Here is a 14323-nt window from a genome sequence, read left to right as displayed (position 1 = left end):
ATGGCTGGCGCCAATGAACGAACCGAGCGCAATGCGATGAACGGGACTGCTTCGGAAGGTCTCGCCGGTACGCTGTCGCAGAGCGATCTCGACAGGCGCATGCGCCGGCGCGGCGAGGAATCGCGCTGGTGGTGGATCGTGCCGACGCTCTACATCATCGTACTTTTGCTGCCGATCTACTGGCTCGTCAATATGAGCTTCAAGACCAATGCCGAGATCGTCAACTCGATGACGCTCTACCCGCACGCGCCGACAATCGCCAACTACGTCACCATCTTCACCGAGAAGGCCTGGTACTCCGGCTACATCAACTCGATCACCTATGTGGTCATGAACATGGTGATTTCGGTATCGGTGGCGCTGCCGGCGGCCTATGCCTTCTCGCGCTACCGCTTCCTTGGCGACAAGCATCTGTTCTTCTGGCTGCTGACCAACCGCATGGCGCCGCCAGCGGTGTTCGCACTGCCGTTCTTCCAACTCTACTCGGCCTTCGGGCTTATCGACACGCATATCGCGGTGGCGCTGGCGCATTGCCTGTTCAACGTTCCGCTGGCGGTGTGGATTCTCGAGGGCTTCATGTCGGGCGTGCCGAAGGAAATCGACGAGACCGCCTATATTGACGGCTATTCCTTCCCGCGCTTCTTCGTCAAAATCTTCATGCCGCTGATCGCGAGCGGCATTGGTGTCGCCTGCTTCTTCTGCTTCATGTTCTCGTGGGTCGAATTGCTGATCGCGCGCACGCTGACGACCACCGACGCCAAGCCGATCGCCGCCACCATGACGCGCACCGTTTCGGCCGCAGGCATGGATTGGGGCCTGCTCGCCGCCGCCGGCGTGCTGACGCTGATCCCCGGCGCGCTCGTCATCTGGTTCGTGCGAAATTATATCGCCAAGGGTTTTGCCCTGGGGAGGGTGTGATCATGAACCTAGATCTCTCCTGGATGGCGTGGACGTGGCCGACGGCGGCCTTCTTCGCGACCGTTCTGCTGTTGCTGTGCGGCATGGCGGCCTGGGAATACGCCTCGCCGGGCGGCAAACCGCGCGTCGGCATCCTGCGCTTCGAGACGACGCGCGGCGATCGTCTTTTCCTGTCGCTGCTTGGCAGCGCCTTTATTCATCTCGCTTGGCTGGGTCTCGTTGGATCCAACCTGTGGTGGGCTCTCGCTCTCTCCGTGGTCTACGCCATCGGCGTGTTCCGCTACGTATAGAGGGGGATACTGTTGGAGCGGCCGCGTGCCGGCGACCGCTCCAGATCGCACTTGAAACCTGAAACAGTGGAGGAAACACATGCGACGGCAATTTTTAACATCAACAACGGCCCTTGTCCTGTTGCTCGGCGTAGGCAATGCCTATGCCGGGATGGATGAGGCAAAAGCCTTTTTGGACAAAGAGATAGGCGGCGTGTCGACGCTTTCCCGCGCCGACCAGGAAAAGCAAATGCAGTGGTTCATCGACGCGGCCAAGCCCTTCGCCGGCATGGAAATCAAAGTCGTGTCTGAAACCTTGACCACCCACCAGTACGAGTCTCAGGTGCTGGCGCCGGCCTTTACCGCCATCACCGGCATCAAGGTCACGCATGACGTCATCCAGGAAGGCGATGTCGTCGAAAAGATCCAGACCCAGATGCAGACCGGCCAGAACATCTATGACGGCTGGGTCAACGATTCCGATCTGATCGGCACCCACTGGCGTTACCAGCAGGTGCGCAACCTGACCGACTGGATGGCGGGCGAAGGCAAGGACGTCACCGATCCGATGCTCGACGTCGACGACTTCATCGGCACGAAGTTCACCACCGCGCCGGACAAGAAACTCTACCAACTGCCCGACCAGCAGTTCGCGAACCTCTATTGGTTCCGTTACGACTGGTTCAACGATGAGAAGAACAAGGCCGACTTCAAGGCCAAGTACGGCTACGATCTCGGCGTGCCGGTCAACTGGTCGGCTTATGAGGATATCGCCGAATTCTTCACTGGCCGCGACGTCAACGGCAAGAAGGTCTATGGCCACATGGACTACGGCAAGAAGGACCCGTCGCTCGGCTGGCGGTTCACGGACGCCTGGCTTTCGATGGCCGGCAATGGCGACAAGGGCCTGCCGAACGGTGTGCCGGTCGACGAATGGGGCATCAAGGTCGATGCGAAGTCGCGGCCTGTCGGCTCGTGCACCGCGCGCGGCGGCGACACCAATGGACCAGCGTCGGTCTATGCCATCCAAAAGTATCTTGATTGGCTGAAAGCCTATGCGCCGCCGGAAGCCCAGGGCATGACCTTCTCCGAATCCGGCCCCGTGCCGTCGCAAGGCAATGTTGCCCAGCAGATATTCTGGTACACCGCCTTCACCGCCGACATGGTCAAGCCCGGCCTGCCGGTCATGAACGAGGACGGCACGCCGAAGTGGCGCATGGCGCCGTCTCCGCACGGCTCCTACTGGAAGGACGGAATGAAGCTCGGCTATCAGGACGTCGGTTCCTGGACGCTGATGAAGTCGACGCCGACCGACCGCGCCAAGGCCGCCTGGCTTTATGCCCAGTTCGTCACCTCGAAGACCGTCGATGTGAAGAAGAGCCAGGTTGGCCTGACCTTCATTCGCGACTCCACCATCCATGACAAGAGCTTCACCGAACGTGCGCCGAAGCTCGGCGGTCTGATCGAGTTCTATCGCTCGCCGGCCCGCGTGCAGTGGACGCCGACCGGTACCAACGTGCCGGACTATCCGAAGCTGGCGCAGCTCTGGTGGCAGAACATCGGTGACGCATCGTCTGGTGCCAAGACACCGCAGGAGGCCATGGATTCACTCTGTGCCGATCAGGAAAAAGTCATGGCACGTATCGAGAAATCCGGTGTCCAGGGCGACATCGGACCGAAGATGGCCGAAGAGCATGACCTTGCTTACTGGAACGCCGACGCGGTCAAGGGCGGCAATCTGGCGCCTCAGCTGAAGCTCGAGAAGGAGAAGGACAAGCCGATCACCATCAACTACGACGAACTGGTGAAGAGCTGGCAGAAGTAAATGCGCTAGCATTTTGTGGGCCGGAGTAGCAACTCCGGCTCATTTGCGTTTAGGGAGGAACAATGCACTCGCAGCACATCGAAGGGATTGTCCGGTCCTTTGGATACTTGTTGAATCCTCAAAGTCGTGCTCGCGACGGCGCGTCGGCATGTACAATAGCCGATCATCCTTTCGAACGATCGGAGGTGCTGGAAAAATGGCAAAATGGCCCCCAGGATACCTATGCCGATAAACCTCGATCCGTAGCTTTTCTCGCTGCCTATGCCATGATCTTCGGTGATGGAATTGATCCTGACGGTGTCTCGACCGACGATGGTCGTTGGTTTCGCCCCGATCACTCGGTCATACGGGCCTTCATTCGCAGCGGCGACCTAACCTTAGACGTTGATGCCACACCAATGCTAACACTTGCCGACGCTGCCTATGGCCGTATCGCAGCAGCGCTGAGCACGCTGCGCCGGGAGATATAAATCATGTCCGGCTTCATACTGGCCATCGACCAGGGAACGACATCGACCCGGGCGATCCTGTTTGACGGTGAGATGAAAGTCGCCGGCAGCGGCCAGAAGGAATTTACCCAGCACTATCCGGCGTCGGGCTGGGTCGAGCATGACCCGGAAGAGATTTGGGCAAGCGTCGTGACGACCGTGAAGGCCGCGCTGAAGAATGGTGGCCGCGAAGCGTCCGACGTTGCGGCCATAGGCATCACCAACCAGCGCGAGACCGTCGTCATCTGGGACAGGGCGACCGGCAAGCCCATCCACAACGCCATCGTCTGGCAGGACCGGCGCACTGCACCGCTATGCCAGAAGCTCAGGAAGCAGGGGCTCGAGAAGAAATTCACGCGCAAGACCGGCCTGCTGCTCGATCCCTATTTCTCGGGCACCAAGATCGCTTGGATGCTCGACAAGGTGAAGGGCGCGAGAAAACGCGCTGAGAAAGGCGAATTGCTGGCCGGCACCATCGACAGTTTTCTGATCTGGCGGCTGACCGGCGGCAAGGTCCACGCCACCGACGCCACCAACGCCTCGCGCACGCTGGTCTACAACATCGCGGAAAACACCTGGGACCACGAGCTTTTGGCCATTCTCAACATTCCGGCAAAAATACTGCCGGAGGTCAAAGACTGTGCCGATGATTATGGAGTGACCGAGAAAAATCTGTTCGGCGCCGAGATAAGGATCCTCGGCGTCGCCGGCGACCAGCATGCGGCGACCATCGGCCAGGCCTGCTTCGAGCCGGGCATGCTGAAATCCACCTATGGCACCGGCTGCTTCGCTCTGCTCAACACCGGCGGCGATCTGGTGCGTTCGAAGAACCGGCTCTTGACCACTATCGCCTATCGGCTGAACGGCAAGACCACCTATGCCCTGGAAGGCTCGATCTTCATCGCCGGCGCTGCCGTGCAATGGCTGCGGGACGGCATCAAGGTGATCGGCAAGGCCGAGCAGAGCGGCAAACTCGCTGATCAAGCCGATCCGACGCAAAACGTCTACCTGGTGCCGGCCTTTGTCGGTCTCGGCGCGCCGCATTGGGACGCCGAGGCGCGCGGCGCGATCTTCGGACTGACACGCAACTCCGGTCCTGCGGAGTTTGCGCGCGCGGCACTGGAGGCCGTCGCCTATCAGACCCGCGACCTGCTCGATGCCATGCGCAAGGACTGGAAAGGCACTTCGGCGAAAACGGTGCTGAGGGTCGATGGCGGCATGGTCGCGTCGGACTGGACCATGCAGCGGCTGGCCGACATTCTCGATGCTCCCGTCGATCGCCCGACCATCCTCGAGACGACCGCGCTGGGTGCGGCCTGGCTTGCCGGCTCGAAGGCTGGCGTCTGGCCCAAGGCGAAGGAATTCGCCAAGAGCTGGGCGCTCGAGCGGCGGTTCAAGCCGGAGATGGATAGCGCCACGCGATCCGCCAAGCTGGCAGGCTGGCGCGATGCTGTGCGCAGGACGCTGAGCGTGTCATAACGGTCACCACAGGAACGGACCTGAGGTGGGGGACATGCAGCCAGACTGGTATCCTGCTTGGCGAGACGAGGCTTTTGAACAGCTCACGGCCAAGAATGCCCATTTGGAGAAGGAATTCCGCCTCGGCCACTGGCCGCGCTATGACTATGACCTGACGACCGGCAGGCTTTTTGTTTTCGGACAATGGTACCGTCAAGGTCGTTGCCGAGATTCAGATTGCCGGCTCGACAAGCGCCAAGGCCGGTAACTGGCTTTGGGCATGGTCGAATTCCAACTTGCCCAATGAACTTCTCGCCGACGCCAATCGCGTTCGTTCCTTCGGCGAGGAGAATGATATTGCCGAACTTCAGCAGGCTTATGTGACCGACACGACAGATGATCTGGAAGCACTCGGCTGGGAACTGACCGCGGCAATGGTGCGAGTCTGCGACGCGCTCGGAGCCTATCGTTCTCCGCGCGGGAAGGTGGAGGCCTTTATCTGATGCTCAAAAGCGCAAGCTGGGCCAGCTGACAGGAATTCCGTTGATCGGGATGCTGAAAGTTTCAACGAAAAGGCCCGCGCCATTTCCAACGCGGGCCTTGTACTCAGACTTGCCAGCTACTGTCACTCATCCCTGGGTCAGTAAGGCGAACGGCACTCCTGGCGCGGTCCGTAGTTCGGCTGGAATGTGTTGTCCGAAGCACGATAGCTGCGATAGCGGTCGTAGCACCACCGCACATGCGCATTGCCTTCGGAGACGCGGTTATTCTCGCTGTTGACGATGGCGCCCGTAATCAGCGCGCCAGTCGCGAAAGCTGCCAGCGGGAACCAGTAGTCGCCATGGCGGCGATAGCCGCGATGATATTCGCGATAGCCGCGATGGCCATTCCAATAGGCGTCGCCGTTACGCGCGAAGTTACGATTGCCGTTGAAATTGCGGTTGAAGTGGCGGTTCTTCATCCACGGCTTGTAGTCGACCGTCTGCACATCGCTCGAAGCCGATGCCGCCTGCGGCACCAACATCTGCGCGGCATTGGCAGGCAGAGCAGTCGCGGCAAACGATGCCGACAGGGTGGTCGCCAGTATACCCGATACGATCTTGTTCATGGTCTTCCTCCTTCGAAAGGGTGATTGACGTCCCTTGAGGCGAGACAACGGGTGGTTTTGGGTAAGGTTCCTCGCTAAATCCCAAGTTGCTGAATTGTAATGTTTCTCCGGCCTCCCACCAGCGCCGACGCGAGGTGACGCCAGCGCTTCGCCGGGGGCGTTGCGCCGTCGATCGAAGCAGGCAGAGTGCCACAGTGGAAATGCTTGCGAGGTAATCTATTGATTTCATTGAAATATTGGTGAGCGCGATGGGATTCGAACCCATGACCTACTGATTAAAAGTCAGTTGCTCTACCGGCTGAGCTACGCGCTCCCGCGGGCGCGAAAGGGCGGCCCTCGAAATTGCGCGGAACATAGGGAGAGTGCCTCGGCCGGTCAACCGGAAAAAGAGCATCCGCAAGGGCCGCACCGATGGCAGCATTTGCGGTGAATCAATGCAGCGCTGTCCGCGGCTGCCATAGATGTCGCGAGCGCAGGCATCCAGTGGTTCGGCGCTGTTGCGAATGAGGCGAAATCTCATGAAGCCAATAGCATGTCTCCGCATGGCGACATGCCCGGAGGCGAGCACGCTCGAGGTACGTAAGGTTGCGAAGCGATGAACGGAAAGCGTGCATACGCGTTGGTGTCCATTCGCGCGGATCGACGAACACAAGCCCATGTCGCGCTCCGGCGACAGGGCGCCAACAGGATGGGAGCCAGACATGACCGAGCATAGGACGATACCAGCTTCCGGCGGCCTTCTGTCGGATCGCGAGCTGCATGATATCGATGCCTATTGGCGCGCCGCCAACTATCTGACGATCGGCCAGATCTACCTGCTCGACAACCCGCTGCTGCGCGAACCGTTGCGGCTTGAGCACGTCAAGCCGCGTCTCCTCGGCCACTGGGGAACGTCGCCCGGATTGAGCTTCATCTATGCCCACCTCAATCGCGTCATCCGGCTCAGGGGCGCGAATGTGATCTATATCTGCGGGCCCGGTCACGGCGGCCCGGCAATGGTGGCGAATACCTATCTGGAAGGCACCTACAGCGAGCTCAATCCGGACATTGCGATGGACGAGCAGGGCATGCGCAAGCTGTTCCGGCAGTTCTCGTTTCCCGGCGGCATACCGAGCCACGCGGCACCGGACGTGCCTGGCTCGATCCATGAGGGCGGCGAGTTGGGCTATTCGCTTTCGCACGCCTATGGCGCGACCTTTGACAATCCTGATCTCATCGTTGCCTGCGTGGTCGGCGACGGTGAAGCAGAAACCGGACCGTCGGCAGCCGCGTGGCACTCCAACAAATTCCTCAACCCGACGCGCGACGGGGCCGTGCTGCCGATCCTGCATCTCAACGGCTATAAGATCGCCAATCCAACTGTTCTGGCCCGCATTCCCGAAGAGGAATTGCGCGCGCTGTTTACCGGCTACGGCTATGAGCCGCTGTTCGTGGAAGGCCACGAGCCGGTCCTGATGCATGAGCGGATGGCGAGGGTGCTCGACGATGCGTTTGATCGCATCAAGGTTATCCAGCATGCCGCGCGCAACGGACTAGCCCTGACCGCGCCAAGACCAAAATGGCCGATGATCGTGCTGCGCAGCCCTAAGGGGTGGACCGGGCCGAAAGAGGTCGACGGCCTGAAGACCGAGGGCTTCTGGCGCTCGCACCAGGTTCCATTGTCGGGCCTTGCGGAAAACCCCGCGCATCTCAAGCTGCTTGAGGAGTGGCTGAGAAGCTACCGGCCCGAGGAACTGTTCGACGCCGCTGGCGCTCCTGTCGCTTCGATCCGCGCCACGGCACCCCAGGCAACGAAACGAATGAGTGCAAACCCGCACGCCAATGGCGGCCTGCTGCGCAGGTCCCTCGAACTGCCGGGGTTGCATGACCACGCCGTTGCGGTCGAGCGCCCCGGCGCCATCAAGGCCGAGTCGACGCGGGTGATGGGCGGCTTCCTGCGTGACGTCATGCGGTTGAATGAGGCCGCGAAGAACTTCCGCATCGTCGGCCCGGACGAAACTGCCTCGAACCGCCTTCAGGACGTGTTTGAAGTCACGGAGCGCGGCTGGATGGAAAAGATCCTGCCCGAAGACGTTCATCTCGGGCGCGACGGCCGGGTTCTCGAAATCCTCTCCGAGCACACCTGCCAGGGCTGGCTGGAAGGCTACCTGCTCACGGGGCGCCACGGCCTGTTTTCCTGTTACGAGGCGTTTATCCACATCGTCGATTCCATGTTCAACCAGCATGCGAAATGGCTGGATGCCTGCCGCGAGATCCCGTGGCGCCGGCCGATCGCATCGCTGAACTATCTGTTGTCCAGCCATGTCTGGCATCAGGAACATAACGGCTTCAGCCATCAGGACCCCGGTTTCATCGACGTCGCCCTCAACAAGAAGGCCGACATCGTACGGGTCTACCTGCCACCGGATGCCAACACCTTGCTGTGCGTGACCGACCATGTGCTGCAGACCTGGAACCGCATCAACGTCATCGTCGCAGGCAAGCCGCCGTCATGGCAGTGGCTGCCGATGGACAAGGCGATCGTTCACTGCCGAGCAGGGATCGGCATCTGGGACTGGGCGTCGACGGACGATGGGGCTGAGCCCGACGTGGTGATGGCTTGCGCCGGCGACGTCCCGACCCTCGAAACGCTGGCCGCCGTGCAGATCCTCAGGCAACAGGCTCCCGACCTCAGGATCAGGGTGGTCAATATCGTCGACCTGATGACGCTTCAGCCGAAGGAATATCATCCGCACGGTCTGTCGGATCGTGATTTCGACGCGCTGTTCACCCCGGATAAACCGGTCATCTTTGCCTATCACGGCTATCCCTGGACCATTCACCGCCTGACTTATCGGCGCACCAACCACGACAACATCCATGTGCGCGGCTACAACGAGGAAGGGACGACGACGACCCCTTTCGACATGACCGTGATGAACGGCCTCGACCGCTTCCACATTGTCCAGAGCGTGCTGGACTGGGTCCCGCAATTGGGGCGCGTGCGCGTCGGCCTGAAGCAGAAGATGGAAAGCAAGCTGCTTGAACATCGAGCCTATATTCGCGCCCATGGGCGGGATATGCCGGAAATCCTTGACTGGAAGTGGGGACGGGATCCTGATGCGGCGCCGAAGCGGCCGGATTGAACGGACACCCGTTCGCAAACGCATGGGAATGGCAAGATTTCGGATGGCTTCATGACCGATGCGATGCTTGTTCTGAACGGCGGTTCTTCGAGCCTGAAGTTCGCCGTCTTCGGGCGACGCGGTGATCTGCCGCTGCGGCTGCGCGGCAACGTCTCGTCTCTGGGTCAACAACCACGGCTGCGTGTCGAGGCCGCGGCCGGCAGGTCCAAAGTCGACAGGAGCCTGAGCAAAGAACCGATCGATATGGACAAGGCGTTCGCGGCGGTTGCCGCCGTGCTCGTCGAAAACGATCTCTTGCGTCGCATCGACAGGGTAGGGCACAGGATCGTTCACGGCGGGCGCGACTTCACCGAAGCAACGCAGCTCGACGAACGCACGCTCAAGGCACTGCGCCTGCTCGAGCCAATGGCGCCCATCCACCAACGGATCAATCTCGAGATTGTGGCGCTGGCCACTGCACTCCTGCCGCAGGCCGTCCAGATAGGATGCTTCGACACGGCGTTTCATTCGACCCGGCCGGAGCTTGCCAAAACCTACGGTCTGCCGCGCGCGATGACCGAGGCGGGCATCGTTTCCTACGGCTTTCATGGCCTGTCCTACAGCCACATCGCCGCGAAGCTGCATGACCGATACGGCGCCGTCGCCGGCGGCCGCACGATCGTCGCTCATCTCGGCAGCGGCGCCAGCCTGTGCGCCATGGACGCCGGACGAAGCGTCGCCACGACGATGGGGTTTTCGACCCTGGACGGCCTTGTCATGAGCACGCGTTGCGGTGCGCTCGATCCGGGGGTCATCCTCCACTTGCTGCAGGAACGGCGGCTGTCCGCCGAAGAACTGGTCATGCTTCTCTACGAGCAATCAGGCCTACTCGGCGTGTCTGGTATATCTGGCGATATGCGGACCCTGATCGGCTCGAAGGATCCTGCTGCCGCTCAGGCTGTCGATCTCTTCGTTTATCGGATCGGACGCGAGATGGGATCGCTGGCCGCTGCCATGGGAGGACTGGACACGCTGGTGTTCACTGCCGGCATTGGCGAAAACGCGCCGTTGGTCCGGGAAAGGATCGGCGCCGCCGCGGCCTGGCTTGGAGTTGGCATCGATGAACAGCGAAACCGAAGAGGCGAGGAAGTTGTCAGCAATCGCAATTCCCGCGTCGATGTCCTTGTCATTCCAGCAGATGAAGAACGTGCTGTCGCGGTAGAGATGTCGATCTTTGCGTCTTCGGCAAACCAGGAGGGGCCGGGTCCCTAACCGGCTGATCGCGCGCCCAGTTCCCTTCGAACCTGGACAAGTGTCGCATCGTCGGGATCGGTGGTCAAGGTGAAACCCATGTCGCGCTCGACCTCGATGGCGGCACGGTTTTCACGGCTCTCGATCGCTTCGATCGCTTCGAGTCCAAGTTTTTCGGCATATTTCGAGATATGGGCGAGCAGTTCCCAGCCAACGCCCAGATGCTTGCGATCCGCGCGAATGCAGATCGCGACCTCGCCGGTTCGGTCGGCGCGATCGCTTGCCAGCGTCGCAACGGCGATCAACATCCCGTCGGTCGAGAAGGCCACGAAATTATGGGTATGGGCGTCGTCTGAACGCGTCATAGCCACCAGTCGTTCATGCGAAACCTCCTTCACAGCGCCGAGAAAGCGGAAGCGCAGATCTTCCGCGGTCACATGCGTGAAGAACTCGGCCAGCTTGGCCTCGTCTTCAGGGCGCGCGCGACGCACTTCGAAGCGAAATCCGGTGTGGGTGGTAAGTATATCGTTCATGACAATAAGATCCTTGATCTGAGGCTGACGTTATGCTCTCTGCTTGGGGGGCTCATTCGCCCATGGCCCGCAGCAGGTCCTGCCTGAGGATTTCGACGCTGCGCAGGTTGAGCAGGCGGATCACGCCCTTGTCCTTCAGCCGGGTGAAAACCCGTGACACGGTTTCGATGGTGAGTCCCAGATAGTCGCCGATGTCCATGCGCGACATCGGAAGTTCCACCTGCCGCAGGCCGCCTTGGCGCTCCACCATATCCACCAGGAAGGCGGCCACGCGTTCGATGGCGTTTTGGCGACCCAGGACGAGGAGGTGTTCCTGGGCTCTGGTCAACCCCTTGAGCGCCAGGGGCAGCAACTGACGCGACATGTCCGCCCCAGCATTGAAGTGGAAGACGCGAACGCAGGCGGCATTGATCGCTTCGGCGAAGAAATGGTGCGTCGTGCCAGCTTCGAAGCCGAACGTCTCTCCAGCCAGGTGGAAGGCACTTATCTGCCGGCGGCCATCGGCAAGCAGTCGGTAGATGCGAACGGCGCCGAACTCAACCTGGTAGAACGCTCCCGCCTTCTCGCCCTGGGCATAGATCTCTGAACCGGCTGGAAAGAAGCTGACCGGCTGCACCGGCCCGGAATCGAGTGGCGCTGGCAGGCCTGGCTGAGCAAGACGCGACGACAATGAAATCCTGGAGGAGGTGTAGGCTTGCATGGCTGTCTTCCCGGTTGATCCGTGACACAGCAATCGCGCAAATCGGCGGGTGCCGAAATTCGGTTATGTCCCTACGGGAAACTACCTAGGCGAGGCCTGGACGTCAGACGGCCGCTCTTGGCGTCGGCTGCGATCTCGCTGCCATCCGACCCGGCGTCTTCGACTTTGCAGATGGTACCGTGATATCCGCGATATACCGGCTCCGCGGATGCGACTGTCGTGGTTGGCAGCTTGGTTATTGCTCCTCCCGATTATCTCGCGCATGGGTGTTGAGCCGGATCAAATCATTCGCGCCGCCGGTTGCCTATGGTTTGCCTACGCTCGGGATAGGTTGAATGCGCATCGCGATCCTGTCTGATATCCATGCCAATCGCGAGGCGTTCGACGCAGTCCTGGAGGCCGTCCGAAGGCACGATCCGGACGAGGTGGTGTTGCTCGGCGATCTGGTCGGCTATGGGCCGGATCCCGTCTATGTGATCGAGAAGGCCGTCGATCTGGTGGCGTGCGGCGCGCTTTGCATCATGGGCAACCACGACGAGGCAGTGGCGCGGAACCTGAGCAACATGACTGAGAATGCGCGGTTCTCGGCCCAGTGGACCCGTGAACGCCTCACTTCCACGCACCTCGATTTCCTGGCGCGATTGCCGCTTTCACTGCAATCCGAGAACCGGCTGTATGTGCACGCCAGCGCCGAGAGGCCAGAAAAATGGTCGTATATACGCGACGTCGATGCGGCAGAACGCTGCCTGTCTTCAATGGATGCCCAGTTCATTTTCTGCGGCCATACCCACGTGCCGGCCATCTATTATGCGCTATCCGGGCGTCGACCGATGCATTTTCAGCCGCTGGACAACGTGGCGGCACCACTGTCCGCGCTGAGGAGGCATCTGATAATTGCCGGCGCAGTTGGTCAACCTCGCGATGGCAACCCGGCCGCATGCTTTGTTCTTGTCGACACACAACGCCACGAGGCCACGATGGTTCGTGTCCCCTATGATCATGAAGAAACGGCACGCAAGATCAAGGCCGCCGGCCTGCCCGGTTGGCTTGGCATGCGTTTGAAGATCGGCCGCTGAGGAGACGTATTCCCATGCAACGGTTTGAGGCAGGGGCAGTCATCGATGGCTTCGAGCTGGTGGAAAAGCTGCCTGCCGGCGGCATGGCCTCGCTCTGGCGGGCGACCAACCCGCGATATGAATTCCCGCTTGTGCTGAAGATACCGTTTCTCGACCCGGGCGGGGCTGTTTCCGTCATCCTCGGTTTCGAGGCGGAGGAGCTGATCCTCAAACGCCTGTCAGGCCCGCATGTGCCGCGTTTTGCGGCAGCCGGCAGCTTGTCGCGCGTGCCCTATCTTGCCATGGAGTTCGTGGCCGGCACCGGCCTGGCGGATCTCGTCGGCAACGCGCCGCTCCCCGTGGACGAGGTGGCAAGGATCGGCGCCGAGATCGCGACCGCACTCGCTGCCCTGCACCGGCAGAAGGTCGTCCATCTCGATCTCAAACCCGAGAATGTCATTCTCGCCGAGCGCGGGGCAGTGCTCCTCGACTTCGGGCTCGCTCGGCACGCGGAGCTTCCCGATCTTCTCGGCGCGGAAAGCTCGGTGCCGATGGGCACGGCCGCCTATATTTCACCAGAACAGGTGCTCGGAGAGCGGTCCGATCCTGCAAGTGACTTGTTTGCTCTGGGTTGCATCCTCTATCAGCTGGCAACGGGCGAGGAGCCGTTCGGGCGGCCTGCGACTTTCGCGGGGATGAAGCGCAGACTCTATCACGCTCCAAGGTCGCCGAGAGATATCAACGATGCCATTCCGCGCTGGCTGGAAGCCATCATCCTGAGATGCATGGAAGTGGACAGGTCTCGACGATATGTCGAGGCGGCGCACCTTCTGTCCGACTTGAGGAACCCCGACCAGGTGGTGGTCGCCAGGCGCAAACCGCAGGACAAGGGGATATGGGCCGCGACCGCCAGGCTGTTTCGCAAGACGGCTGACAGATCGCTTGTCGGCAAGCCGACCTTGTCGAGGACGCAGGCCGGACCGTCCATTGTCCTCGCCGCGGTCGATCTGGCCAATGGCAGCGATGCGCTGGCGGGCGAGGTCCTCAATGAAACCGCTCGTGTACTTGCTTCGCGCGAGGATTCCCGGCTGGCCTGCGTGACGGTCCTGAGGACCGAGATCATAGGAGAGACGCGGGCGGTCGACGAATCCGGACGCCCGGTCTACTTGAAACGGCTGGTGGCGCTGAAGGATTGGGCTCACCCGCTTCATCTGCCGGAAGACCGCATCAGTTATCATGTGCTCGAAGCGGTCAGCCCCGCAGATGCGATCCTCGACTATGCCGAGCACAATGACGTCGGCCACATCGTCGTTGGAGCCCGGGCATCTTCGGCAATCCGCCGCCACCTGGGCAGCGTTTCGACCAAAGTCGTCGCACAGGCTCTTTGCTCGGTCTCGGTGGTCCGATTGAAGGTCGTCGAGGAGCAAGCGCGGCCGCTTTGAAGCCGATAAAGGGGCCGAAGCCGGCCTTGGCGTAGGCGTAGGACCCTGCGTCCAGCTCGGGCTTGGGGGTGGCTAGCGATTGATAGACGAAGACCAGTGCCAGCATGCCCACGGCTGCGATCGCCCAGCCGATCGAACAGGGAGCGACCGACTTGCGCCCCGAAAGCGTCCA

General features: G+C 61.1%; 13 protein-coding genes, 1 tRNA gene and 1 pseudogene. 10 read left to right on the top strand and 5 right to left on the bottom strand.

From position 1 onward, the window contains the following. The 6 genes from FJ546_RS21160 to FJ546_RS21135 all read left to right on the top strand — a co-directional run bounded on the left by FJ546_RS21160 (position 1) and on the right by FJ546_RS21135 (position 5461). The gene (locus FJ546_RS21160) at positions 1–918 is read left to right on the top strand and encodes a carbohydrate ABC transporter permease (RefSeq protein ID WP_140891106.1); all 918 of its coding nucleotides are present in this window, start codon (positions 1–3) and stop codon (positions 916–918) included. Positions 919–920: 2 nt separating this feature from the next. Continuing rightward, complete coding sequence (locus tag FJ546_RS21155; protein ID WP_140891105.1) at positions 921–1208, top strand: DUF2160 domain-containing protein; 288 nt, start codon at positions 921–923, stop codon at positions 1206–1208. A 79-nt stretch (positions 1209–1287) separates the two neighbouring features. Next, the gene (locus tag FJ546_RS21150) at positions 1288–3012 is read left to right on the top strand and encodes an ABC transporter substrate-binding protein (protein ID WP_140891103.1); all 1725 of its coding nucleotides are present in this window, start codon (positions 1288–1290) and stop codon (positions 3010–3012) included. 62 nt (positions 3013–3074) lie between these two features. Further along, the gene (locus FJ546_RS21145; protein WP_140891102.1) at positions 3075–3482 is read left to right on the top strand and encodes a hypothetical protein; all 408 of its coding nucleotides are present in this window, start codon (positions 3075–3077) and stop codon (positions 3480–3482) included. 3 nt (positions 3483–3485) lie between these two features. Continuing rightward, entirely contained in the window at positions 3486–4979 is a 1494-nt protein-coding gene (gene glpK, locus FJ546_RS21140; RefSeq protein ID WP_140891101.1) for a glycerol kinase GlpK, read from the top strand. A gap of 170 nt (positions 4980–5149) precedes the next feature. Continuing rightward, a complete protein-coding gene (locus tag FJ546_RS21135; protein WP_246686908.1) occupies positions 5150–5461 on the top strand; it encodes a DUF6882 domain-containing protein in 312 nt (103 codons plus the stop codon). Positions 5462–5598: 137 nt separating this feature from the next. On the opposite strand, the gene FJ546_RS21130 is transcribed toward FJ546_RS21135, so the two are convergent. After that, positions 5599–6066 (bottom strand): BA14K family protein, encoded by a 468-nt coding sequence (locus FJ546_RS21130; protein WP_140891100.1) that lies wholly within the window; start codon positions 6064–6066, stop codon positions 5599–5601. A gap of 237 nt (positions 6067–6303) precedes the next feature. Then, a tRNA-Lys gene (locus FJ546_RS21125) sits at positions 6304–6379 on the bottom strand. A gap of 388 nt (positions 6380–6767) precedes the next feature. Here FJ546_RS21125 and FJ546_RS21120 point away from each other — a divergent pair. After that, complete coding sequence (locus FJ546_RS21120) at positions 6768–9191, top strand: phosphoketolase family protein (RefSeq protein WP_140891099.1); 2424 nt, start codon at positions 6768–6770, stop codon at positions 9189–9191. Positions 9192–9242: 51 nt separating this feature from the next. Further along, on the top strand, positions 9243–10442 hold the full coding sequence (locus tag FJ546_RS21115) for an acetate/propionate family kinase (RefSeq protein WP_140891097.1): 1200 nt from the start codon (positions 9243–9245) through the stop codon (positions 10440–10442). Here the strand turns inward: FJ546_RS21115 and FJ546_RS21110 are convergent. Together FJ546_RS21110 and FJ546_RS21105 are read right to left on the bottom strand one after the other, a co-directional pair. Further along, positions 10439–10954: a GNAT family N-acetyltransferase gene (locus tag FJ546_RS21110; RefSeq protein ID WP_140891096.1), complete on the bottom strand. Its 516-nt coding sequence runs from the start codon at positions 10952–10954 to the stop codon at positions 10439–10441. The two genes, FJ546_RS21115 and FJ546_RS21110, sit on opposite strands and share 4 nt — an antisense overlap. Positions 10955–11006: 52 nt before the next feature. Next, positions 11007–11654, bottom strand: coding sequence for a helix-turn-helix domain-containing protein (locus FJ546_RS21105; RefSeq protein ID WP_140891095.1), 648 nt, complete (start codon positions 11652–11654; stop codon positions 11007–11009). A 335-nt stretch (positions 11655–11989) separates the two neighbouring features. Here FJ546_RS21105 and FJ546_RS21100 point away from each other — a divergent pair, with 335 nt between their 5' ends. Next, the gene (locus FJ546_RS21100) at positions 11990–12730 is read left to right on the top strand and encodes a metallophosphoesterase family protein (RefSeq protein WP_140891094.1); all 741 of its coding nucleotides are present in this window, start codon (positions 11990–11992) and stop codon (positions 12728–12730) included. A 14-nt stretch (positions 12731–12744) separates the two neighbouring features. Then, positions 12745–14151, top strand: coding sequence for a bifunctional serine/threonine-protein kinase/universal stress protein (locus tag FJ546_RS21095; RefSeq protein WP_140891092.1), 1407 nt, complete (start codon positions 12745–12747; stop codon positions 14149–14151). Here FJ546_RS21095 and FJ546_RS31665 read toward each other — a convergent pair. Beyond that, positions 14141–14284 (bottom strand): annotated as a pseudogene (locus tag FJ546_RS31665) (arginine-ornithine antiporter); the annotation flags it as partial. The gene FJ546_RS21095 and the pseudogene FJ546_RS31665 sit on opposite strands and share 11 nt — an antisense overlap. Positions 14285–14323: the final 39 nt, after the last annotated feature.

Source organism: Mesorhizobium sp. B2-4-19, assembly GCF_006441315.1.
Lineage (GTDB): Bacteria > Pseudomonadota > Alphaproteobacteria > Rhizobiales > Rhizobiaceae > Mesorhizobium.
The sequence above is the reverse complement of the archived record's forward strand: the minus strand, read 5'-3'. Positions and strand labels throughout refer to the sequence as shown.

What these genes read in the sequence shown, in the direction of transcription:
- FJ546_RS21160 (WP_140891106.1), top strand. Translation starts at nt 1, where the DNA reads ATGGCTGGCGCCAATGAACGAACCGAGCGCAATGCGATGAACGGGACT.
- FJ546_RS21155 (WP_140891105.1), top strand. Translation starts at nt 921, where the DNA reads ATGAACCTAGATCTCTCCTGGATGGCGTGGACGTGGCCGACGGCGGCC.
- FJ546_RS21150 (WP_140891103.1), top strand. Translation starts at nt 1,288, where the DNA reads ATGCGACGGCAATTTTTAACATCAACAACGGCCCTTGTCCTGTTGCTC.
- FJ546_RS21145 (WP_140891102.1), top strand. Translation starts at nt 3,075, where the DNA reads ATGCACTCGCAGCACATCGAAGGGATTGTCCGGTCCTTTGGATACTTG.
- glpK (WP_140891101.1), top strand. Translation starts at nt 3,486, where the DNA reads ATGTCCGGCTTCATACTGGCCATCGACCAGGGAACGACATCGACCCGG.
- FJ546_RS21130 (WP_140891100.1), bottom strand. Translation starts at nt 6,066, where the DNA reads ATGAACAAGATCGTATCGGGTATACTGGCGACCACCCTGTCGGCATCG.
- FJ546_RS21120 (WP_140891099.1), top strand. Translation starts at nt 6,768, where the DNA reads ATGACCGAGCATAGGACGATACCAGCTTCCGGCGGCCTTCTGTCGGAT.
- FJ546_RS21115 (WP_140891097.1), top strand. Translation starts at nt 9,243, where the DNA reads ATGACCGATGCGATGCTTGTTCTGAACGGCGGTTCTTCGAGCCTGAAG.
- FJ546_RS21110 (WP_140891096.1), bottom strand. Translation starts at nt 10,954, where the DNA reads ATGAACGATATACTTACCACCCACACCGGATTTCGCTTCGAAGTGCGT.
- FJ546_RS21105 (WP_140891095.1), bottom strand. Translation starts at nt 11,654, where the DNA reads ATGCAAGCCTACACCTCCTCCAGGATTTCATTGTCGTCGCGTCTTGCT.
- FJ546_RS21100 (WP_140891094.1), top strand. Translation starts at nt 11,990, where the DNA reads ATGCGCATCGCGATCCTGTCTGATATCCATGCCAATCGCGAGGCGTTC.
- FJ546_RS21095 (WP_140891092.1), top strand. Translation starts at nt 12,745, where the DNA reads ATGCAACGGTTTGAGGCAGGGGCAGTCATCGATGGCTTCGAGCTGGTG.